Genomic DNA, 23,868 nt, shown 5'->3' on the forward strand with positions numbered 1-23,868 from the left:
CTCTTTTGGTTTATCATCTGCGCGTTTCATCAAATAACTTTCGCAGCTCTTATGACCTTCTTCCTATTTAGAGAATGAATTGCGAAATCTAGTATACTCATTCGCTCTGAACAAATACTGAACAAAATGATATAGATTCATATTATCGTTTCTGAAGGGACTTCCAGGGTAAGTGAAGGTACGGTAACATTTAATCTGTTGGTGGGAAAAACACATAGAGTGGAGTTCTCGCTATTTTTCATAGAACGATATGAGGGTGTGATTGTATGTCAGTATTCATCGGTGTTTTGGCCTTAATATTAGGAGTATTATTCGCGATCTGGCCTTACTTAGGATGGTATCTAAGACTGGGGTGGAGGCTTAAAGATGCGGAGCCAAGTGATTTAGCCTTAAGTGTTGACCGGATTCTAGGCGTTGTCTTGGTCATTATTGGTCTTGTACTGATCGTCTCCAGTTGCTCCACAGGCAGTAAATCCGATCACACGTGGGCAGAACAATTTAAAAATAAACTTGATGCGGAGCAAGTGAAGGAAATCAGGATCGGCATGTTTAATCCCACAACATTAAGTCAGGAAGAAACAAATACCGTTGTGCAAATGATACAAAATGCAGAACTTAGACCTTTTGAGTCAGGCAATGCCTTTGGAGCGAGCAATACCGGGGAGATTACATTTATAGACGGAACTAGCGTTGAACTTGTGATTTGGGGTTCCTCTGGAGGGATTGAACTGCATCCAAATGCTGCTCAGACGCAGTATGAGATCATGAGTGAGGAATTGAAGGAATGGTTTACGAAAAATTATAGTGAAGAGTAACATCGTTATAATGTTCAAGAACCTCACCAGAGTGAGGTTCTTTTTTTGAATAAAACTTTTGATATTGTCCTCCAAGCAAAATGAAATACTAATTCTTATTTCGTTTGTTAACTTCAATCGCAATGAACTCGGGCAAATAGTTAGGAGTACAGCCTTTTGATACCATTTCACCTTTATAAAGACCCGTTTTCTCACCAAGTTTAATACAACGTGCACGATACCTTTCATCATAAATGCCTATCCAACCTGCAATAAAATTCATAGCCCACTGAACTTCCGGTTCTTCCTGCGCAATATTAGCTTCAATTGCTGTTAGTAAGTCTTCGGTGTTATCAGGTGGTGCTTGTCCAGTCCATCTCAATCTCGCTTGATAATACCAGAAAGTTCGCCTTTGACGAGCAGAAGGACTACTTTCCCATGACTCTATCAATGCAATGGTCTTCTTGTCTTTGGTGAGCTGATTAGCCATTAACCAATCCATTAAGTTATTTCGCTCATCAAAAGTATGAGTCTGCATATCCTGATCAAGCTTATCTAGCACGTCATGTGAAAGAAGTTTTTTATCCATAATTAAGATTGCTAATAATCTGGGTAAATACTCTTCGGTTGACCAGAGTTCCATAGCTAGCTCGTGATCTTTTTTAATCTCCTTCGCGATTTTTCGTAAGTCACCTAGCTTCGTTTGGCTATTGATCTGTGATAGGATGTCTGCTGCTTTTGAAGAACGCTTCATTTCTGAACCTTCATTCTTACTCATTTGACACCACAACTCCTTTATTAGAGAATTGTTTCAACAATATACCGCAAATAAATGTGTTAAACTACAACGAGAAGTGCCTATCTATAAGAAAAAATGCTACACAAACGGATGTAGGCAGATTATACGCCATATATTGAGAAAGGGATCGCCATGAATAGTTCTCTGAAGCAACTTACGCAGTCATTATTAGTACCCGTCATTCCCGGTGGAATCATTACTATTCTTATATTTGTTTTGGATTACTTTCAATTCGAACTTGTTGAAAAATTTCTACTATATGCGGCTTTCGTCATTGTACCTCTTGTTATCTTGCTTTTGAAATATGACGAAAAGAATAAACAGCAACGAATGGTTTATACTGTTATGAAATGGCTTCAATTTCCCGCAGCGCTTCTTACCCTGGCCTCTGTAATGAGCAGTAAGATGTGGGGATTAGAAAGCACAGCAATACCAGGGATTCTCTCCCTTGGGTGGCTACTGTTCACATTACTACTTGGCATCTATGGCTTGACCATCATTGTGATTGCTAAAGGAAAAGCAGCGGAAATAGCGATCGGCGCGGGGCTCGTTTATTTTTTTATCGGGGGAATATGGTTTACCTTATATCAATATCAAGTTGACCTCTTCCAAGCCAATCCTTCAACACACGCATTAAGTTCGGTTCACTTTCATTTCTCATCTGCGATCGTTCCGATTTTTATTGGTGCACTGGGACGGATCATGACGAAAAAAAGCTGGTATCCCTGGGTCGTTGCCATTGATATCATTGGCCCCATATTGATTGCGATTGGTATGATTTTCTCCAAGCCCATTGAATACATTGGTGTCACGTTATTCGCCTGTAATATTGTAGTTTACACTGCTTATCTCCTTGCTTACTTGAGGAAAAACGCTTTGGATATTAAGGCAACCTTCTTTTTAGGCCTTTCCTGCCTAGCCTTTTATACGGTTGTGGTTATTTCCATGTTCTATCCGTTACTTAAGAATATGTTTTCATTAACCATACTCGATTTCATTCCCATTTATGGATCTCTGCATGCGTTTGGTTTTGTCTTATGTGGGCTGATTGGATGGGTGTACATGGTGGACTTCATTAAGAAAAAGAGGAGTGTCCTGGAGAATAGATAAGGTTGATACATCGTAATGAGTGATTACATACAGAAACAAGCGGTCTTCATCCTGTTACCCTTGCTACAACATGAATTAGCGAACGCGATTTTTAGACTAACCTATCGGCTATAATGAAGTAGTTCAGCCAGGTTCGTGCTATAATGGTGTTCACATAAACAACATTCATCATCTGCCGAGATGGCGATGATTAAGGAGATTGAATTTTGACGAACAACCATGATATTGGAGCAGTTAACGAATTACCGGAAAACTTTGAAGAGCTCAAACGAGCGGCTAATCGGTCTTCAAGCTGGAGAGACAGACTGAATGCAGTGAACGAATTGGGAAACTGGGATACAGCCCCTACCATTAAATTGCTGCAAAATGTTTTGAAGAATGATCAAGTGTTTCAAGTGCGCGAAGCCGCATATCGCAAGCTCAAGCAGTTGGATGAAGATGTACAAATGCCTGTCCAGAACAAAGGCGATCTGTTTAAAGGTCTTAACAAAATTTTGCTGCGAATTAAAAAAAGCCTTCCTGAAGGTCACACATTTGAGCAATTTAAAGAAAAACTGCAAAAAACACGTCTGGATATCTATGATACTTACGAGGGCAACAAAGATGCTGAGTTCGACTCCTGGCTCCATGGAATTTGGGAGACACTAGGTCGAAGATAGCCACCGTTCATCGTATAATAGCTGATTACAAAGCCACTTCAAAAAATGGAGTGGCTTCTTTATTTATTGTTAAATTTGATTGCTATCAGAGTTTATCTCACTCTGTAGCACGTTGAAGGTTGGATGCTATTTACTATGTTTGCTACCTGTCTAATTGATCTAACAAAAAAAACGCTCTGTCTACTGATTCTTAAGATCAGTAAACAAAGCGCAGAGTTTGAGTCTACATTCAATTTCACATGTACATTCTCTCTATGATGCGAAGTTGTGCACTGTAAGATTTATTCAGGTATATAAGGAAGATCCAATGTCTTCGGAACGTTGATGACATGCTTTTCTGTATACGTGCGGATGCCTTCCGCGCCATATTCACGGCCAATACCAGATTGCTTGAAGCCGCCAAAAGGGAACCGAACGTCGAGCCCCTGTACAGCAGCTGTATTGATCATGGTCGTTCCAGCTTCGAGTTGACGTGCGACGGAGATGGCATCCTCTTCTTTCCCCCACACAGAACTCGTCAATCCATATATGCTTTCATTGTGTAGATGAATAACCTGCTCTTCATCGTCAAATGGCAGAATCGGAACCGTAGGACCAAACTGTTCCTCCACGACAATCGGATCATGAACATCACAATCTAAAACAAGCGTAGGTTGTAGATAGTAGCCTTGTTCAAACAGCTTCTGATCAAGAATTTGACCGAGAGGGATGACCTTAGCCCCGCGCTTTTGCGCATCTTCAACCAAACCTTGCACATAATCTCTCTGCTTCAGGTTATTAACTGGCCCTACCGTCGTATTAGAATCGAATGGATCGCCAATTCGAATCCAGCGATTTGCCGCCTCTATATATTTTTCCACAAATTCATCATAGATAGAACGGTGTACATATACACGTTTGGCGATCATACAGATCTGGCCTGCTGTCAAGAAATTTGATATAACTATCCGGCGCATTGCTCGCTCATCATGAACATCAAAGCTTTCCAAGAAGATAGCCGCATCATTACCACCAAGCTCCAGCGTCATATCCTTAATCGTTTCCGAGGCAGCTTTGATAATATGCTTCGCTGTTGCGGTTCCACCTGTAAAGGTGATTTTAGACACAAGAGGATGACTAGTCAGTTCAACGCCCACATCGGCATCCCCATAAACGACATTGATTACACCAGCCGGGAACTCACTCGCAATAATCTCTGCCACTTTCGCCGCGGCCAGTGGTGCAAATGGGCTTGGTTTGAGCACAATCGTGTTGCCTGCAAGTAAGGCAGGAGCGATCTTAATCGTAGATAGAGCAATAGGGTAGTTCCATGGACTAATCGCTGCCACTACACCGATTGGATCATAAGAAAGAATCGTTTTACCATGGTCATGCTCTTGGATCTCTTCTTGTAGAGCCGATTTAGCTTCATTACAAGCAAACTCCATCCACATTAACGATACATAAATTTCACCGTGTGCATCATACAGAGGCTTGCCATGCTCTCTGGACAGCAAATGCACAATTTCATTCTCAGCTGCTCTAATCTTCTCGATCGCCTTGCGCATCATAATAATGCGTTCGTCAATGGAGGTCTGCTTCCAAGTTTTAAAAGCTCCTGCCGCCGCTTCAATCGCTTCAACCGCTTGTTCTTTCGTAGTGATAGGAAAATAGCCTACGATCTCCGTTGGGTTGGTTGGGTTCTCTTTTGCTAACTGCGAAAGGGATTTTACATTTTGACCATTAATAAACGCTTCAACGATAACTGTCTCTTGGTCTGCTTGTATCGTCATTTTACATCCCCTCCGTTATATAAATGGAACGAAAAAATATTTACACTAGCCACTCCAATGACAGAATAACCTTCCGATCGCTGTTATCCCCAGATTTTTGTGATTCCTTTTTTATAAGGTAAAATCCGGGTATAAAGGCGAGCGCTTCGCTTCTTCAGGTTTTTTCTGCCCTCTCCGTTTTGTGTAAATGTTTAGTTAAATTTATTTATAGCTATTAATTCCATACTTCTTCTGCAATCTCTTTGACATAACGAAGTTTGCGCCATTGTTGTTCTTCCGTTAAAATATTGCCTTCTTCTGTAGACGAGAAGCCACATTGTGGGCTCAAACAGAGTTGCTCAAGGGGTACATAGGTTGCCGCCTCTGCGATCCGAGCTTTAATTTGTTCTTTGTCCTCTAGCTCACCTGATTTGGATGTCAATAAACCAAGCACAATTTTCAAATCTTTACGATTTACATATTTTAATGGCTCGAAACTACCTGAGCGTTCATCATCAAATTCTAAAAATAATCCATCTACATTTAAGCCGCCAAAGATAACTTCAGAAGCGTAATCATAACCACCCGTTGAGAAGTAGTTCGATTTATAGTTACCCCGACAAATATGCATCGTCACCACTAAATCTGCCGGTTTATGAGCCAACGTTTCGTTAATCATGCGCTGCATCGTTTTCAACTCTTCCGCCGGTTCCAGACCTTTAGCACGTAGCTTATCGTGACCAGCTTCTGAGAACAGATCTGCCCAAGCGGTATCATCTAATTGCAGGTATCGACATCCCGCATCATAGAAGGCCTGAATAGCTTTTTGATACGCGGCAATCGTATCCTGAAGGAATTGCTCTCTGTCCGTATAGATATTGGCGCCATTCTCCAATCTGTATAGGAGCATATTAGGACTTGGAATGGTCTGTTTCGCCACCGCATCACCTGCATGCTTTTTCAAAAACTTAAAATGCTCAACAAAGGGATGCGTAGAGAAACCCACTTTACCTACCACACGAATCCCGCCCTTGCGAGTCTGCATGTTATGGAACTGAGGTCCATCAATTTCCTCATATAGTTCTACGCCATCCAAGCCGCCCAGAAAGTCAAAGTGCCACCAGCTTCTACGGAATTCACCATCCGTAACTGCGAATACGCCATTTTCCTTTTGCTTTTCAATAATTCGAATAATCTCTTTATCTTCCACAGTTCTTAATTCTTCATATGTGATGTTGCCTGATTTATATTGTTCACGTGCCTGACTTAAGTTTGCAGGACGTAGAAAGCTACCTACATGATCGTTACGAAATGGTATCATAAAAAAATCTCCTTCTTACTTTTAGTTTCCTGAGTATAGCATGATCGAAATGATTACATGTTATATGAAAAAAACATGGCTGGTTATAGCTTTTAACAATAGCAAAAGAGTCCTTATATAGCAAAAAAACCACCATCTCATAAGGTAGTGGATTTATAGGGTGGAGCGAAGTGCTGTAGTTAAGAATGATAATTCATATGTTTATCCTCGCATCTCTCAAGGAATTCTAAATGCCCCTAGTATTCGTGTTGTTATTTCTGGCTCTGTCTGAAATGTACAAAGTCCTGTCCTTTGACGAGGCTGGAAACGGCCGGATTCATGTGGTCAACAGCGTCAAGTATTGTCCCAATGCCGTGACCACATTTTTTCCAATGATTTCTTAATATGCATGGTTGCTAGTCACTTCCATGATGCCAAACAAGAGGGGCAAGCCATAAAAAATAAATTTCAATTCCTGCAGTTGAAAGCTATTCAAGCTAATTTGAAGATACGAAAGTTGAGTGGACTATATTAAATTATTGACTCATTATGGAATTTACATGTAATATATAACATATAAATACTTTATTATCCTTATAAACCAAGTTTTGAACAGTTGGCCAACTTTCAAATACACTAAAATTTTGAAGGGAAGATCACGATGAAAAAAGTAGTTACAGCTTTATTGGTTACGGCATCCTTATTTGTAGGTAGCGTTTCATCTTTTGCATATTCTATAGATTCTTCAAATACAATTCCTACTAAAATGAATCCAGGAGCCATAGTAGAGTATGATGAAACCAACCAAATGATTGTTATTGACCAAGGTAACCTAGTAACACTGCCTTCTGTTTATCAAAACCAAATGACCCAGTTCAGTTCAGCAATGGTAGATATAGATCAACTAAAATTAGAAGAAGAATTTGTTGAGCAAATCAAAGAAGAAGCTAAAGATCTACCTGTATATAAAATAGAGAATCCTCTTCCACAACCGGGGTTGAGAGTTTTATACGATGCCGAAGGTTATATAAAAGAATTTATATATCCTCAAGGAAACGCCTTCGCATTAGCAGCATATAAAGCATTACCTAGAGGAACTAGAAAGGCAGCCGGCACTTATACTTACGGTAGTAATAATAATAAAATCACAATAACATCCAGTACTGTTCTTGGAGAAGGTCGTTTTACTAATTTCACAGATACTACTGGTGAAAACAGCAATACGCTCAAAAAAGGTGATGCTGCAACGAGGGGCGACATAGATAACCCTAAATATGAACAGGTATTGGATGCACGAAACTTGGATAATAATGTTTTCGCTAATGTTACTAAAAGAGATAACGGAGCTCTTCCTGATGCCACATTAGATATTTGGAAAACAGGTGTAGAACTATTTGATTTAAAATGGTCTTCTACTCTTTCATTTAAAGGTAGATACTTCTACTCATTCTAAATTTAAAGTATTAAAGGAGGGGGCGGAATTCTTCGCCTCCTTATCAAATTTTTAAAAGGGTGATCATTTATGCGAATAGAGTATTCAAAAAATTACTTCTTTCTATTTTTGTTTGTTTTACTCATTTTAATTTCAGGATGCAGTAATGATGCAACAAATGTAAAAAAACCTTCTGTCGATATAAAAAATACTGTTTCACAATCCCGTGAATATCTCTCCATCACTAACACCGAATACGTCAATGGCACAGATCCCAATGATGGAATGAAAATGAATGTGTATACATACGACTTACAGTCCAAAGCTCTTAACAAAATGACTGACTTGCCATATAACTCTCAATATCCTCTGACCGTAGTTTCTTTGGCCGAAGACACCACCTATTATTCGGGCGAAGGCAAAAGTAAAGGGGACGAGTTATTCGCTTATGATATGAAAACACAGCAGGTGCATCAATTAAGCTCTAATTTATTTGCGATTAATGCAATTATCCCGGATGTCACTGAGAATACAATAATGATGGCTGCTGTGAAAAAGGGAGAACGCCCTGTAAAAGTCATGTTTCTGGATAAAGAAACTCAAAAAATCTCGATATTAAATGAGCAAGATTCAGATACGACCACATGGGACATCGCCTATGATCCGGAAACAGAAAAAGGATACGCCATTCAATACTCTGAGGATGAACAATACGAGCAGATGGAAAAGTCCAATCAGACCCAAAAACCGATGGTTCCACCGAGTCATACCATTATCGAAATTGATCCCGTATCGAAACAAACTCGTGCAATAATTAAACTTAAAGATGAACAGATTCTCACTCTATCTGCCAGAGGAAACCAGCTTCTCATAGCAACTGCAAAATACATTAATAAGATGCCTATCGGATATAGTCTGGTGGATCTGCAGACAGGACAACGAAAGGACCTTCAACTTCCTATTAAAGCCAGCAGTGAATTGTTTCTGGACAAAGACGGTAACGGGTTTTATTTTCTCGGGGAAAAAGGAAATGGAAATACCGAGCGAGGTATTTATTTTTATGATATGAAAACGGACAAGATTGAGACTGTTTTCTTGCAAAAAGAAGGGTTCATCAATAACTTCACGCTAGTATCTGAACTGAACTAACCTGACAAACGTCGTCAGAGCAGCTTTACTTGATTCTTCATCCTGAAATATTTTCAATGAGTTAATGAGAGAATTTTCGCAAAACGATCCCATGAATAGCACATCATAAATTTTGCCCTACTTATGGTACGGTTCATTCCGATTTATCTTCACGGCGCGATAAATTTGCTCCACCAACACCAGCCGCATAAGCTGATGCGGCAGGGTCATGCGCCCGAAGCTCAAGCGTTGCTTCGCGCGGCGCAGCACCTCATCGGAGAGCCCATGGCTGCCTCCGATGACAAACACGACATGGCTCGTCCCATACGTGCCGAGCTTGTCGATCTCCATAGCCAGCTCCTCGGAACTCCAGAGCTGGCCATCCAATGCGAGCGCGACAACATGCGCCTCGCTCTTCACATGCGCGAGGATGCGTTCACCCTCGCGCTCTTTCACCGCCCGTACCTCAGCTTCGCTCAGGGTATCGGGGGCTTTCTCGTCTGCGACCTCGATCATCTGAAACTTGATGTACGGGGCGAGCCGCTTGGCATATTCCTGAATGCCGAGCGTTAAATATTTTTCCTTCAATTTGCCTACGCCAATAATTTGAATCAACATGAATATCCATTCCTCCTAAATTTGCTGCAAAAGAATCTATAAGTAAGATGCATCAGCGCATCGTTCAATCTACTGTTTCAGCTACACGTTATATCTTCGCATCCCCAATATTCTAACAAACCCCACACACCTTATTCAGCCCATTTTAGCTTCTTTTAAAATCTAACGAATCTCACACACGCTATCGCAGTAGAAACAAGCTTTTCCCACCACTTTCAAGGTCATTTCCTTAAAATAGCGTGTCTACGATTCGTTAGATTTCAACCAGGAAGCAATAGCACCATATAAGAGGTATCAGGTTCGTTAGAGCTCCAAAGTACTGCACAGCTTCTACAATGCTACTGCACAGCTAATACAATATTGCTGCAAAGTTACCACAATACTATAGCAACAACGCCTAACTCACCCAAAATAACTCGCCTATCAATATGTAAGCTTGCCCACGTGGCTGAGCACCCTATTACTATTACCTCACTTCATTGTTAATCCGCAAGATGCTAGCCACCTTCCACGACCAACTCGTTAAGGCGTACGCCAGGCAGGACACGTATATGTTGCACTTGGGCTTCTTCGTCCCCGCCCTAACGCCCCGTCTTCTCCTACCAAAAAAGCAAAAAGAGCGCTCAACACGCTCTCTTCGCTCCTTACTGTGATGTTCATACCGGATGGAAAGTGAGTTCTAGCATAAAGCGCCACTTATGTGACGCCTTCTGCCGCCTTCAATTCCTACAGTACGCTAAACGACAAGAAATTCCGCATGCTGCTCGCACTCAGCGCACTTCGCAGGCGGATCCCAGTCGGCAAATTCCGTCTCCTTCAAATCCACGATATCTGGAGCGTCCTCATACTCATCGACAAACTTGTCGATCGCAATGTCCACGTGTTCTTTGCATACAACGTACATCCGTTCAAGCATCCTTTCTGTAACCAGCTATGCTCCCGATTCACAACCGCTTATCCATATAGGATAGCCACTTCTCTGTTCTATCACACCTGGGACGTAAAAGAAACCCCTTATAGAATATTCCCGCATAGATCGGTTGAAAATACATAGCCAAAATGAACCAGCCCGGCTCAGGGGCAAGCGACTATCTACTACACCCAAACACAAAAACAACACCCCTTCCCTAACTAAAGGGACAGATGTTGCTCTTGAGTTCCTGCCATGTCTTAAGTTATGTCCTCTTATGGCCAAGAAATTTCACCTTTGATCACCTGAGCACTCGTTTCCAAATCACCTGTATTGGTGAAGTCCGGATACGCCTTTTCCATTGTTGCAATTAGCTCTTTGGAATCTTTGGCTTTCTCTGCTTCTGCTTCAAACTTTGCAATATAATCGCGGGTAAACGTCACACTGGATAGATCTCCAGCACTGGTTCCCACATAGTGACCTGGGATCACTCGCTCAGGGTTCAGAGCAGTAATCTCTTCCAACAGTTCACGCCACTCATTACGGCTCTCTGGTGTTTGATTATCTGCCATCCAGACATGTACGTTCTCGTACACAGGAACGCCGCCCAGAACCGTTTTAATGGATGGGATCCATAGGAAGGTGTGCGACGGATCAGAACCATTCAGACCAATGATATCAACGGCTTGTCCATCTACCATGAACTGTTTACCGTCGAAGACATCAGGGACAATCTGTGCTGTTGGTGCATTTTCCTTCAGAATTGGGTTCCAGTAATCATTCTTCACTTGGATTGTTTCCTTAATGCCTTCTACTGTTCCTGGCGTTGCGACAATCTTCACATCTGGGAATGCTTCACGGATGACCGACAGACCGAAGTAATAATCTGGATCTTTATGGCTGATAAATACGGTCGTAAGTTTCTTACCTGTATCCTTAACCATTTTCACCAGTTGCTCCGCATCATTCTTCTGGAACTGAGCATCGACGAGCACCACCTCAGTAGGCCCTTCAATCAGGTTAGAGGAAACACCAAAAATACTTTTCTCCCCTGGATTAAATGTAGTCACTTTAAGATCAGCCGTTGATGTAATTGCTTCATCGCCCGTTGTATTGTTCGCACCTGCCGCATTGGACGAGGTATCTGACGTATTTTCGGTTTTACTTGCCGTACTTGTACAAGCGCTCAAGATTAACATGATACTAAGGAGTAGCATGACTCCAATGGATGATTTTTTACGAAACACTTTATTCAACTTCCTCTCATAATACTGTCGCCAGTTAGATTAACAATGCGCAGTGCAGTATGTTTTTAATTTTGATTATGCATTTTTAGTTAAACGTCTTACCTTACGCTTTTTGAATTTTGCATTTTTGCTTACCCTTTTTGGATATTACATCTTAATCTAGCTTTGCTCCTACGATGTCTAGATTTCAAACCTTGACTTCACATTCAACATTGAATGACGGACATAGTCCGATTCATAACACACATCGCATTACACATAACTCTCTCTTACTTTGATCAAACAAGACCCCTTCCCACTTTTGTGTAACTACTGTAGTTACAACTTTTAATATGTGACTATTATAGTTACAACTTAAACTACATGTCAAGGACTTATCTCTACATTTTTTTTAAAATCTAAAGTTTTAGCTCTTCTCTAGCAAGCATCTTTCACTCCAATAGGTGCAACCCAAATCAACCGAAGGCACTACTCTCACCAGAAGTTGTATAACCCAAACTCTTGTATACTCTCATTCTGACAGCCTACTTTTAAGAAATAAATCCCACACCATATTCATCGAGAACATCACAAAAAAACCAACCAGAATATTCTGATTGGTTCTCTCCATAAACCCATTTTCTATTATTGCAGCCCAGATTGAGCCTTTGTCAGCAATTTGCCACTTTGAAAAGCAATGACCGCATTCGCTCCCGTATCTCCGGTACCTTTATAGTTGTAGACGACCATATTCTCGGCTTCACTCAACGCTTCGCCTTCGCCGCCGAGAATCGCGATCACTTCCTCCACCGTCATACCCACTTCAAGCTTCTCGTACTGAGCAAAGGTAATGAGTACCCCATCGCCCTTTCCTGCCGATCCATTATTCGTAGGTGCGCCTGTAGTCGTCCCTCCGGTCTCAGTCGCAGTGGACACCGTCGTACTGAGCTCATTCAGCTTTTTCTCCAGCTCCGCAATCTTATTATCCTGTTCCCCGCTCTTCTGAACCTGCTCCGCCAGCCGCTGCTCTAGACCTGCAATCTTATCCTGCAACCCATTCGTATCCACGGCTCCTGTTGTAGCTTCCTTCGAAGTGCATGCAGATAAGAGAGACAGCGACATGAGTAGAGCCGTTCCCCCCAGCATCCCTTTCATTGTACGTTTCATGATTGAATAACCCCTCTTCTATGATTTAGAACATCCAGATCGTCAAAGACCTGTTACTTGCACACCCGTGCATTACGAACACATTGACAACAGTTTATCATAGCAAAGGTCTAATGTAACTGAGTCTTAGGCTCTGATCCTGTCCGATCATTTGTCAAAAGAATAACCTCTGTCCCGGTATACCGAGCCATTTCGACAGCAAAAACAACAGTGACAACCCTAAATCTAGTAGCACAAATCTTGCCCATGTAATCAAAAACCAGTCCTTATGGGTACCCAGCAGTGATCCAATAACCATTAAGTAATAGATGCATTATTATCATTTCAGTATAGAGTTCATAAGTTCTGATCGCCACTTGTTCTACTCATTCATTGTGAGATACCTGATTCTGATTTCATCTTCTGCTCGTCAGGGCTTTTAATGAGTGCTAACTCCGATAATTTGCAAGAACCCCGGTAACTTACAGCTCCTATAATGTTAAAAAAAAGAGCCGATCAGCGACCTGACCAGCTCTTTCTATGATCCCCTAACACAATCTCACCATAGCATGTGCTTAATATATGTTTTACTCCGGTTTATCCGACAGCTTCACCGATACCTTCTCGGCTTTGCCGTCCCGATAGAAGGTTACCTCAATCGTATCGCCGATTTTCTTCTTATCGTACAGATATTTACGAAGATCGAGCGTAGAGGTAATCTTTTGCCCGTCAAATTCAGTAATAACATCGTTGAGCTTCATACCTGCTTCCGATGCAGGTCCCGATGCTTCGAGCACGACCACACCGCTATCTACATGGGATGGTAGTTTCAGATCCTTACGCTGCTCGTCGTCCAGTGGAGCATAAGGGTTGCTCAGATCGACAGTGTACACGCCCAGGTATGGACGAGATACTTTACCGTGTAGCAATAGCGAATCGACAGTCTTCATCACTTCGTTCATCGGAATCGCAAAACCAAGACCTTCAACGCCCGTATCCGATATCTTCATCGTGTTAATGCCGACCACTTTCCCGTTCAGATCAACCAGTGCGCCGCCGCTATTCCCTTCGTTGATCGCCGCATCTGTCTGAATAACGTTCTGCTCCCAGTCGTACACGCCGTCCTGATTAATCGACACGGGTAGAATGCGATCGGTATAACTCACAATCCCAGATGTCAGTGTACCGCCCAGACCGAGCGGGTTACCAATGGCAAGTACGGTCTGACCTCGTTTAAGCTTGCTGGAATCACCAATCTCCGCAACAGCTCCCAGCCCTTTATCCTCTGTCGACAGCACCGCAATATCGCTTACTCGGTCTTTGCCAACCAGCTTCGCTTTATGTGTCTCACCGTCCACCGTTACAATCTCAAGATCACTCGCACCTTCCACCACATGGTGATTGGTCATAATGTAGGCTGTGCCCTCTTCCTTCTTGAAAATGACACCTGATCCTAGCGCCGAGTCCTCCATAGATAGGCTGCTGCCCGTTTTATGGTTCACAATACTCACCACAGAAGGACGCACCTTCTCAGCTGCCTGGATGATCCGGTCGTACGGATCAACAGCTTGAGCCGAGGGCGCACCGCCACCTGAACCATTGCCTATTGCGGCATTGGATAACGGTACAGACGCTGGCTGCATGATGAAGCTAAACAGGGTAACGGTAACGATGGAGCTGATCACAGAACTGATCACGGCTACTTTGACCGTGGAGCTAATACCCGAACGCGATCTGCGCGGATTCTGCCACCGATCACGCCCTCCTGGGCGGAGAATCTGAAGTTTGCCCTTCTGCACAGGTTCGGCGCGTCTTGAAACTTTAGTTGAATAAAAATCGTCTCCGAACAATCCCATCGTGATCCTCTCCCCTTCGTTGTCACGCATCAAGATCTTGACTGCCGCCTGATCATTGTCGCATGGGACGTCGATGGTGTTCTCACATACCCCACTCCGCCGACAGATGAGCTTCCGATCGCTGTTATCCCCTAGATTTCTTCGAGTCCTTTGATTAAAGGTGAAATCCGGGGATGAAGGCGAGTCAATGCTCCCGATACAGCTTTCTTTCAGAAAGCCCTGAGCTCCTCTTCTCCAGCTTCGTTCTGTGTCCTCCATTACGTGCGTGGCGTAAATACCAGCTCTTTCCCCATGCTTTTTTGCATTTTCCAAAATCTTATTTGCATATCGCCGCACTCCCAAGTACACGAAATGAAGCGTCTATGTACAACAGAATGGGTATCCCATTCTGCCAGTGACTCTATCAATCACGCTCTCGCATTTTTTTGATATGCCAATACACTCATCAGTTCGCTCACATTCCAGCCTATTTCCAAGTGCTCTATATATACTAAACACGTTAAATCTGAAAAAGTTGCATAAATACGAAGAATATCGCAAATTTCCGCTAATTTGCAGCTAACGATAAAGGTTCATACTATATCTATCACCACAAAATCCAGTTCGTTAAGCGCATATTTACCCATTCAGGCAAACTTTTTCTAATCCAATAAGCTACTGTTTCAGCATACATGCCTTCTTCTTTCATTTATAGCGGCAAAAAGAGGAATGTTTTCCAACCAGCCTGACTACAATATTAGTAAAAAGGTTGTTCAAAGAAGGATTCGAAGGTTCATAGAATTGTGTCTTCAAAAAGGGTAACAGGCATCCTTCGTAATCAAAAGTGGACTTTTTGAACAACCACTAGAAGGAGGATTTACTTATGGAACGCACACGTACACTCACAGCCATGGAAGAAGTTCATATGGCGGCCAAGCTAGCTGATCTCAAAGAAGAACATTACCGCAATACATTAGCCCTAAGCACCATCATTGAGCTGCTCGTGGACAAAGGCATCCTAACCCGCGAGGAAGTAGAGCGCAAAGCCGCTGAACTAGACAGCTTTATGGCTCACCCACCCTATCCCATGGTGTAGGACGGTCATAATACGTATCACAGAGTTTGAACTCATGATCCCGATAGAAGCATCCACGACTCTCCATCGCATCGCGCACGGTCATTTTCGCCAGATCCATCATATTATGATCCCGGCTGAGATGTGCAAGATACGTGCGCTTGATGCGTCCGTTCATCAATTCACTGAGTGCTGCCCCTGCTGCTTCATTCGACAAATGCCCGATATCGCTTAAGATTCGGCGCTTCGTATTCCACGGATATCGACCCATCCGCAGCAATTCAACGTCGTGATTCGATTCAAGCACAAGCACGTCAGAATCCGAGATGGCATCGCGAACCTTGTCGCTCATATAGCCCAGGTCTGTCGCAACAGACAGCTTCTCACTGCCATCATCGAACGTATACCCTACAGGTTCCGCTGCATCGTGCGAGATCCCGAAGGATTCCACGCGCAGCGAGCCAAAATCATGCTTCTCACCCGTTTCAAAGATCCGCCGATTCTCCTCTGGAATTGCCCCAACCGATTTCTCCAGCGCCGCCCACGTATTTGTGTTTGCATAGATTGGTAAATTATATTTCCGAGACATCGCGCCTAGTCCTTTAATGTGATCGGAATGTTCATGTGTGACCAGAATGCCGTCCAGCTCTGTTCCTGCGATCTCCCGTTCCTGAAACAGTGCATCCAGCCGCTTCGCACTGAGGCCTGCATCAATCATAAGTGATGTGCCTCCATGCTGTATGACTGTGGCGTTTCCTGTAGAACCACTAGACAATACGGTAAAATAAATCCCCATAACTCATTACTCCCCTGGTTTATCTGTCTTGGGACTGAATACATCCCCACTGATGCCCTGCACGTACAACACTTCGCCACTTTCCAGCACGAATCGCCATGCCGGCATCGCAACTTGTAGATCTGAATTGAACAACTGGCCGTAATAGCCAAGCTGAATATCTTTGACAATAGAATCATTGGGCAAAAAGTTCTCGATCAGCGTACCCAGCGCCTTCGACGCCGGAAGCACCTGCTGCTCGCTCTCCTCCGCTGTTGTAATCTTCACCGGAGTCTGAAGGTAACCTGTAATCTTCTGATCGCTGTAGAATAGCTCCAGACTGACATTGAAGAGCGGCCATTTGCTATCCACCAATGGATGAAGGACAAATGCCCCATCCTCGGCCATCAGTTGATCCAGCCGGTAAGTACCGATCTGCGGAATCTCATCTTGTAGCGCATCTTCTAGCTCACTTTGTGAGAAGATTAGCTTGCTGTCTACAGGCTGTTCCAGCTCAATACGGATCCCTGCCTCGTCCTCTTCTATAAATTCATAGGACAGCTTCGGTAGCTTCGGTGTTTCATTCGGGATAGGAGCGAGCACCTGAATCCCCTTCTCTTCCATCGCCTGCTGTGTATTATCCGCCAGCGAGGTGAAGTCCAGATTGGCTCCGGCCGTCTCCCGTGCATCCATCCAGATCTGATACCCCAACACTAGATTCAGTAACAGAAAGGCATAGATTAATACATTTTTCGCCCGTCCCCAATCCAAAACATTCACCTCCACCAGTTAACTAGGTCGTGTCTGAAAACTCACTGAAGAGCATCTTTTACCCCCTTTTCGCCCCCTGCTGCGTCACTTTCCCTTGACGTGCCCCGGCACGCCTGCGGAAAACTTCCTTGCATGGAACGAAAACTCGGCAAAATCTGCGCCCTTCGGAGTTTTCATACACTCCCTAAATGAAATACTTGATTCTTAACGAACCCCTCACGTCTTATTAGCTCCATTCTCCGCAAGTTTGTAATCTAACGAGTTGGAGAGACGTTATTTCTAGCATGTATAGACTTTCTATCCGATTTCACCCGTACTCTACGACATTAGCATCGCTGAGGTTCGTTAGATTTTGCTACCTATGTTGATTCCGCCATTTAAGGTGTGTCAGATTCGTTAGCCCTCTGCTCCACCCTACGAACCATTAAGAAACCGTCGTTTCCTCACCGTTGCCGAAGCGAATCACCCATACCGGGATCAGCTTAAGACCATCCTCTATCGCAGACGGTCGATACGCTGGATATACATCCACAACCTCGCGATTCGCACCAGCTACCTTCTGAATGAGTGCCTTCAGCTTGTCCCCGCCAGGCAGCTTGACCGACTGTTTCGTCTCCGTACCTTCGTTCAGATACTCCAATGAACGCTCATAGCTGGATACGGTCTCCTGCCGCATTTCCATGTTGATCGTACCGAAGCGGAATTGCATCGAGTCCATAATCGGAAAGCTTCCGTAATATTGCTGGAACTGAAGCTGTGTTTTGTTATCCGCTGTCTCCAGCATCAGACGTGACCGTCCTTTCCAGCCTCCATGCTGATTGACAAAATCCACAGCAGACAAGGCGTCCTTAGCCGCATCAATCTGTCCCGCAGGTGGTGCAGCTGGATCGGTGTAACTAATCCATCGCTGATCCTGCTTCACTTGCAAACTCCGCTTACTATCCGTGTAGATCTCTGACCCATCCTTTTCCCGAATATTCCGGGTCATGCTAGGGTCGAAGAACAAGCTGCGCTGCATCTGCTCTACCGTAAACTGGCTTGTTGGCATACTCGCCTCAATCGTCTCAATAGCTTCGGACGGAATATAATAGCGACCATCCATCAGCGTATAAGGCGTCCAGTTGCTGCCGAAGTCCACATGTTGCTGCACATCCTGTACCGTTAGGTCAGCCTGCGTAGCCTCGTAAACGACATCTCCCTTGGCGCTGAAGAATAGTGCATGTGCCTTGGTTTCATTTTTGGCGGTATAGATTGAAATTCGGTTAATCGTCTCTCCCTGGAAGAGGGAATCCGTGCCTAGTCGCATTACACGCTGTAACAAAGCCACCGGAATACCCTCCTTGAAAGACAGCTCAAAGCCAGGGTTGTCCTTCCGAATCTGATCCCAGTTCACAGACTGCACACTACGACGCTGAAAATCATCGAACGTTCGCCCCTGCAGCCGTGAGAAGATCAATTGATAGAACGTATTGCCTGGGTAAAACACAGTATGTTTATCCTCACCTAGATGAATAATCATCTGATCCGGAAAAATTAATTCCTCAATGTTACGCTCTTGACCCATGTTCTCGGTCTTTACATAGTTCGTTTCAGATGTCACAACCGAATCCCCACCGCCTGGTAGACGATAGATTAGAAAGTAACTCTGAACTAAGCTGGCAACAACGAGTGTGGTAAGCACCAGTGATTTAATCCGTTCCTTCACGGTGCTCACCTCCTTCATCACGCATCGGCAATGTGAATGTTACGGTTGTCCCAACGTCCAGCTCTGATTCAAGCGTAATACTGCCGTCATGCGCTTTTACAATTTCCCGGGCAATGGATAGCCCAAGTCCTGTTCCGCCCATACTACGCGAACGAGCCTTATCTACACGGTAAAACCGTTCAAATATACGATCCAAATCCCGCTGTGGTATACCCATTCCCGTATCCGTTACCGAGATTGCGAGCGTCTGATCATTCGTTTTGCGTGCTGCAATCGTGATCGTACCACCCTCAAGTGTGTACTTCAGCGCATTGGACACGACATTATCAAGCACCTGATCAATCTGATCCCGATCCAGCGGTACCTCAGGAAGATCATGCTCCACCGATAATACAGGCTGAATATCCTTTTGATGCATCTGGAATGAGAATCGATCCGTCACTTCCTCCAGCATCTCCAGAATATCCGTAGGTTGTTTCCGCAGAAGAGCCTCTTTGGAGTCCAGCCTGGAGAGATGTAGCAGATCCGTAACCAGGCGGATCATTCGCTCTGTCTCATTCTGGATAACGCCTACGAACCGCCCAGCGAGCTGTGGATCTTCAAGTGCACCATCATCAAGCGCCTCGGCATAACTCTTAATGGTGGTTAGCGGCGTACGCAGCTCATGGGATACATTCGCCACGAATTCACGCCGGGATGCTTCCAGCTCTTCTTGTTCCGTGACGTCCTGGAGCACCGCAATCGTTCCCGTAATTCCTAACTCACGCCTGTGAACAGGCGTGAACGTCATACGAATGACAACAGGCTCCTCCTGACCCGCAGGAGCAATCTGCAACAGGGTCGAACCTGTGAAGCCGCTCGCGAGTGCTTCCGCGTCCTCAGGATCGATACCAAGCAATACAGCGAAGTGCCTGCCCTCAATATCTGCCGGACGCATTCCAAGAATGCTACTTGCACGGCGATTGACTAGAATGACTTTGCCATACTCGTCTGTTGCAACTACACCATCACTCATATTGGTCAGAATAGAGGTCAGCTTCTCCTTCTCCTCTTCATTCTGAGAGAGTGCGTCACGCAGACGGCTGGTCATATAGTTAAATGCCCGGCTGAGCTGGCCGATCTCATCTGTGCCGAATACAGGGGTCTGTTGGTCAAAGTTACCTTCAGCCACCGCTGTTGCCCGCCTCGTCACTTCCTTGATCGGTTGTGTAATCGTATGGGATAGAATGACGCCGAGCACCGCTGTTAACACAAGGGCAATAAGAATGCCCGAAATAAATATCTTGTTAATGCCCTCCATGGTGGCATATAACTCATTCATCGATGCGGCAATATATACCGCGCCAATGATCTTGCCGCCGGATAATACCGGCTTGGCAACCACCTTTTTGCGGACATTGTCCTCATCAACGATATATTCCTCATTGTCTCGAATGCCCTGCAACGCACGGCTGACAACGGTCTGTGTATTTTTACGCCCAACATAGTCTGAATGAGAGCTTAGTGAGGTGGTCAGCACCTTACCACTGGCGTCCAACACTTGAATCTCTGCCCCGTTAATGTTGAACAGATTGTTCACCAGTACGCGCAGATTTTCCGTTTTGTCTTCGCCAGCCTCCACTTCGCCGCCAGCCATCGTCTCTCCCACCAGCACCGACAGCATCTCCGCTCTCGCCTGTAGATCCTCGGTGAAGTTACTAGTTAGAGAATTCTTCATCGCGCTGACAAAATAAACACCAATCAATTGCATCGCAATTAGAATCAGCAGTACATATATGATAATTAGCTTCGCCTGAATCGTTCGAAAGAACGAAAATCGCGAGAATCGCCCCATTATATCCCCACGCTTTTGGGACTACGCACCAGATAACCTAATCCACGGCGCGTCAGAATCGTCTCCGGTTTGCTCGGATTCTCCTCAATCTTCTCGCGCAGACGACGGATCGTTACATCCACAGTACGCACATCCCCGAAATATTCATATCCCCATACCGCCTGTAACAGATGTTCCCGTGTCATCACCTTGCCCGAATGCTTCGCCATGTAATAGAGAAGTTCATATTCACGGTGGGTCAGATCCAGCGGCTCTCCGCCTTTGTACGCTGTATACATGTCCATATCAAACACCAAGTCGAACAGCCGCATAACCTGCTTCTCATCCTCTTGCGCTTCCGTCGCAATAGCCGGCTTCTGCCTTCTGCGCATCTGCGCCTTCACCCGTGCAAGCAGCTCTCTTGTGCTGAAAGGCTTCGTTACATAATCATCTGCACCTAGCTCCAGACCGAGCACCTTATCAATCTCGCCGTCCTTCGCGGTCAGCATAATGATTGGCATTTCCAGATGTGCACGCACCTCACGGCATACATCCATTCCATCCTTGCCTGGTAACATCAGATCGAGTAGCATGAGATCCGGTTTCTCGGCTAACGCCAGTTCGACGGCACGAATCCCATCGAAAGCGCAGATGACTTCATATCCCTCTTTTTCCAAATTAAACTTCAGAATGTCTGCAATAGGCTGTTCATCGTCCACGACCAAAATCTTCCCCTGCATCGACTGTATTCACCCCTGTATCCTGCTTAATCCGCGTATGCGGTCTATCTCTTTATATAAGTTGTTCTGTCATCATCGTTAGTTGTTCATCTTAGTTGTCTATCCTATTAGGTTGAATATATATAGTTTATCATACCTGAACCAGCGTCACATCCCGATTGGCAATCGATCAGCGGCAAAATGAAAATTTTTTACAGATCTGAAGTGATCCATAGAAAAAAGGCCAGCCTAAGCTGACCTTCATGACAAGAAAAATCCACATTTTGATATAAGCATATCGCGGAATTTTCTTCTTAATATAATTACTAGTTCAAGTATGTCATTGGATTCTCTGCCGTACCATTCTTAATAATCTCGAAGTGCAGATGCGTTCCTGTTGAGCGTCCAGTATTGCCCATTACACCGATACTCTCGCCCTTTTCGACGATCTGTCCAACTTTAACACCAATGCTGTTCAGATGTCCGTATAATGTTTCGTACCCGTTACGATGGTTAATGATAATAACATTGCCATATCCGCTCTTCTGTCCAGCAAACGTCACTACACCTTCATCCGAGGATTTCACATCCCGGTTACCAACAAGGTCTACACCTTTGTGCTGACGACCCCAACGTTCACCGAAGCTGCTGCTCATCGTTGCACCGGAGACAGGCCATGCGAATTCGCCTGTACCTTCGCCGACTACTTTCGTACCGCTAAGAACGACTTCGGTCACTGCTGACTTAATCACTTCCTGGCCTAGCCATTCCTCTTGAACAACTTCGCCATTTTCCTTAGTAATTCGATACTGCATGTTTTTCAGTCCACTTTGACCTGGACGTACCACTTTGGTTGTCCCTGCTTTTAGCTCAGCACTTTTACGTACTTCAACCTGTGGCTTGATCTCGATCTGCTCTACAACTTGTTCGACTGATTTCACAGTAACCGCCGGTTTGGGAACGGTCAGTGTCAGCTCGTCTCCAATTTGCATAGACGTTTCTTTAATGCCAGGGTTGTTTTTGCGAATCTCACTTTGTGTCAGCTCGTATTTGGCAGCGATGGAAGAGATGGTATCTCCTTCTCGTACCACATAGGTTACAGGCGCGTCTTTACCGACCGTTAATGCTTTAACCGCCTCAGAGACATCCCATATTTTGTTTGGATCTGCCTTAACTGCATCCGTCTCCACATCTTCTTTGATATCTACGGATTTCAGCGTTGTACTCGGCCCTTCGGCTTTCTTCGAAGAGTTCGCCGATACCGACTTCGTCTTGAGCGAGCTACGCACAGCCGATGCCGATATGTATTTGCTTTGCACTTGTTCAAGAATCGCATCTGCTGTTGCTTGATCCTTCACAATGCCGATTACTTCACCGTTGACCTTCAGCTCCACGCCTTTAGCGTAAGCCGTAAGCATATCATCGAGTTTATTCAGTGTTTCATCACTGTTAATCTCCGGTTTATATGCTTTTACCGTTTCGGTGGTAATGCCGTCTGTATTAAGTACCATTTCCGCTTGTGGATATTTATTTTGGTATTCCTCTGTTTTGTCTGCAAATAGCTGCTGTAATTGCGCTTCGTCTGTAATGCTGCCGATAGCCTGTCCTTTGACGATTACGTTATAATATGGAACCGTGTTGGCTGCAACATACTGTTTCCCTGCAAATCCGATCGATGCAGCAATAAACAATCCACATGCTGTCGTGATGATCCATTTGCGCGAGGCTTGAACGCGCTTCTGTTTAACACTGAAGTTGGACATGCTCATGTTGTTTTTGTCTTCGGCCGTCCGGTGTTCCCCGGATTGTTCGTGTTCCCGGTTTTTGCCCGGTTGGCGTATGCCTCTGAAACCTTTCATGATTCTCTCCTTTTCAGCACTTCTAGGCTCGCATTTCTGTCAAGACATCACCCATCGTGTGTGTCTCATGTTTGTTGATCTATCTATCTGGGTGTCCGCAAATCAGGACTTTAGCTGCGCTCGTAAAAGTGTCAAAATTTTAACCTTTTGTCGCACCCGTATACTTTAACACAGGTTTTACACACATTTCAACTGTAGCCATCACAGCGCAAAGCCGCGCCCCGCTTGGTTTTCCTGTATTATCCATATGGTGGCAGGTCATTCGGGCTTCATTCTTCCCCTTAACATTAAGAATACTATGTACTTCTAATCAACTTTTATGACTAGGTTCTAAGACCCACCGAAATATGACTTCTCTTTCATAAAAACACAACCTGAAAATCCCTCGCCAGATGAACTCTGATAAGGGATTTTATATCGTAACCTGCTATAGGATGCCTTAA

20 protein-coding genes are annotated in these 23,868 nt (G+C 44.4%); 6 read left to right on the top strand and 14 right to left on the bottom strand.

The window, feature by feature from the left end; all coding sequences use genetic code 11:
• Positions 1 to 266: 266 nt before the first annotated feature.
• Entirely contained in the window at positions 267 to 815 is a 549-nt protein-coding gene (locus V6W81_RS28835; RefSeq protein WP_338541173.1) for a DUF6199 family natural product biosynthesis protein, read from the top strand.
• Positions 816 to 903: 88 nt separating this feature from the next.
• Here V6W81_RS28835 and V6W81_RS28840 read toward each other — a convergent pair whose 3' ends face one another.
• Positions 904 to 1,572, bottom strand: coding sequence for a DNA alkylation repair protein (locus tag V6W81_RS28840; protein WP_338541174.1), 669 nt, complete (start codon positions 1,570 to 1,572; stop codon positions 904 to 906).
• Between the two features lie 153 nt (positions 1,573 to 1,725).
• On the opposite strand from V6W81_RS28840, the gene V6W81_RS28845 reads away from it, so the two are divergent.
• Together V6W81_RS28845 and V6W81_RS28850 are read left to right on the top strand one after the other, a co-directional pair.
• A complete protein-coding gene (locus tag V6W81_RS28845; protein ID WP_338541175.1) occupies positions 1,726 to 2,703 on the top strand; it encodes a YndJ family transporter in 978 nt (325 codons plus the stop codon).
• Positions 2,704 to 2,909: 206 nt separating this feature from the next.
• Positions 2,910 to 3,362: a HEAT repeat domain-containing protein gene (locus V6W81_RS28850; protein ID WP_338541176.1), complete on the top strand. Its 453-nt coding sequence runs from the start codon at positions 2,910 to 2,912 to the stop codon at positions 3,360 to 3,362.
• A 281-nt stretch (positions 3,363 to 3,643) separates the two neighbouring features.
• Here V6W81_RS28850 and V6W81_RS28855 read toward each other — a convergent pair whose 3' ends face one another.
• Both V6W81_RS28855 and V6W81_RS28860 read right to left on the bottom strand, forming a co-directional pair.
• Entirely contained in the window at positions 3,644 to 5,134 is a 1,491-nt protein-coding gene (locus V6W81_RS28855; protein WP_338541177.1) for an aldehyde dehydrogenase family protein, read from the bottom strand.
• A gap of 214 nt (positions 5,135 to 5,348) precedes the next feature.
• A complete protein-coding gene (locus V6W81_RS28860) occupies positions 5,349 to 6,434 on the bottom strand; it encodes a 5-methyltetrahydropteroyltriglutamate--homocysteine S-methyltransferase (RefSeq protein ID WP_338541178.1) in 1,086 nt (361 codons plus the stop codon).
• 640 nt (positions 6,435 to 7,074) lie between these two features.
• On the opposite strand from V6W81_RS28860, the gene V6W81_RS28865 reads away from it, so the two are divergent.
• Positions 7,075 to 7,866, top strand: coding sequence for a hypothetical protein (locus V6W81_RS28865; protein WP_338541179.1), 792 nt, complete (start codon positions 7,075 to 7,077; stop codon positions 7,864 to 7,866).
• 69 nt (positions 7,867 to 7,935) lie between these two features.
• Complete coding sequence (locus tag V6W81_RS28870) at positions 7,936 to 8,994, top strand: hypothetical protein (RefSeq protein WP_338541180.1); 1,059 nt, start codon at positions 7,936 to 7,938, stop codon at positions 8,992 to 8,994.
• A gap of 117 nt (positions 8,995 to 9,111) precedes the next feature.
• On the opposite strand, the gene rlmH is transcribed toward V6W81_RS28870, so the two are convergent.
• The 5 genes from rlmH to V6W81_RS28895 form a co-directional block, all read right to left on the bottom strand.
• Positions 9,112 to 9,591: a 23S rRNA (pseudouridine(1915)-N(3))-methyltransferase RlmH gene (gene rlmH / locus V6W81_RS28875; RefSeq protein WP_053781980.1), complete on the bottom strand. Its 480-nt coding sequence runs from the start codon at positions 9,589 to 9,591 to the stop codon at positions 9,112 to 9,114.
• 736 nt (positions 9,592 to 10,327) lie between these two features.
• The gene (locus V6W81_RS28880) at positions 10,328 to 10,495 is read right to left on the bottom strand and encodes a CxxH/CxxC protein (RefSeq protein ID WP_082560598.1); all 168 of its coding nucleotides are present in this window, start codon (positions 10,493 to 10,495) and stop codon (positions 10,328 to 10,330) included.
• Positions 10,496 to 10,776: 281 nt separating this feature from the next.
• Positions 10,777 to 11,748 (bottom strand): MBL fold metallo-hydrolase, encoded by a 972-nt coding sequence (locus tag V6W81_RS28885; RefSeq protein WP_338541181.1) that lies wholly within the window; start codon positions 11,746 to 11,748, stop codon positions 10,777 to 10,779.
• 624 nt (positions 11,749 to 12,372) lie between these two features.
• Positions 12,373 to 12,894, bottom strand: a complete 522-nt coding sequence (locus tag V6W81_RS28890; protein WP_338541182.1) for a hypothetical protein — start codon at positions 12,892 to 12,894, stop codon at positions 12,373 to 12,375.
• Positions 12,895 to 13,460: 566 nt separating this feature from the next.
• Positions 13,461 to 14,729, bottom strand: a complete 1,269-nt coding sequence (locus V6W81_RS28895; RefSeq protein ID WP_145045076.1) for a S1C family serine protease — start codon at positions 14,727 to 14,729, stop codon at positions 13,461 to 13,463.
• Positions 14,730 to 15,591: 862 nt separating this feature from the next.
• Between V6W81_RS28895 and V6W81_RS28900 the strand changes: the two genes are divergently transcribed.
• Positions 15,592 to 15,804 carry a hypothetical protein gene (locus V6W81_RS28900; RefSeq protein WP_056697491.1) on the top strand — a complete coding sequence of 71 codons (213 nt, stop codon included), beginning with the start codon at positions 15,592 to 15,594 and terminating at the stop codon, positions 15,802 to 15,804.
• Here the strand turns inward: V6W81_RS28900 and V6W81_RS28905 are convergent.
• The 6 genes from V6W81_RS28905 to V6W81_RS28930 all read right to left on the bottom strand — a co-directional run bounded on the left by V6W81_RS28905 (position 15,773) and on the right by V6W81_RS28930 (position 23,425).
• A complete protein-coding gene (locus tag V6W81_RS28905) occupies positions 15,773 to 16,579 on the bottom strand; it encodes an MBL fold metallo-hydrolase (protein ID WP_338541183.1) in 807 nt (268 codons plus the stop codon). The two genes, V6W81_RS28900 and V6W81_RS28905, sit on opposite strands and share 32 nt — an antisense overlap.
• A gap of 6 nt (positions 16,580 to 16,585) precedes the next feature.
• On the bottom strand, positions 16,586 to 17,329 hold the full coding sequence (gene yycI / locus V6W81_RS28910) for a two-component system regulatory protein YycI (RefSeq protein ID WP_145045078.1): 744 nt from the start codon (positions 17,327 to 17,329) through the stop codon (positions 16,586 to 16,588).
• 424 nt (positions 17,330 to 17,753) lie between these two features.
• On the bottom strand, positions 17,754 to 19,034 hold the full coding sequence (locus V6W81_RS28915; RefSeq protein WP_056697497.1) for a YycH family regulatory protein: 1,281 nt from the start codon (positions 19,032 to 19,034) through the stop codon (positions 17,754 to 17,756).
• Positions 19,018 to 20,868 carry a cell wall metabolism sensor histidine kinase WalK gene (gene walK, locus V6W81_RS28920; protein ID WP_338541184.1) on the bottom strand — a complete coding sequence of 617 codons (1,851 nt, stop codon included), beginning with the start codon at positions 20,866 to 20,868 and terminating at the stop codon, positions 19,018 to 19,020. Before walK ends, V6W81_RS28915 begins: the two co-directional genes overlap by 17 nt.
• A complete protein-coding gene (yycF, locus tag V6W81_RS28925; protein WP_056697501.1) occupies positions 20,868 to 21,587 on the bottom strand; it encodes a response regulator YycF in 720 nt (239 codons plus the stop codon). The genes walK and yycF overlap by 1 nt, the downstream gene beginning before the upstream one ends.
• 305 nt (positions 21,588 to 21,892) lie before the next feature.
• Positions 21,893 to 23,425, bottom strand: coding sequence for a M23 family metallopeptidase (locus V6W81_RS28930; protein ID WP_338541185.1), 1,533 nt, complete (start codon positions 23,423 to 23,425; stop codon positions 21,893 to 21,895).
• Between the last annotated feature and the right edge of the window lie 443 nt (positions 23,426 to 23,868).

This window comes from Paenibacillus tundrae (assembly GCF_036884255.1).
Lineage (GTDB): Bacteria > Bacillota > Bacilli > Paenibacillales > Paenibacillaceae > Paenibacillus.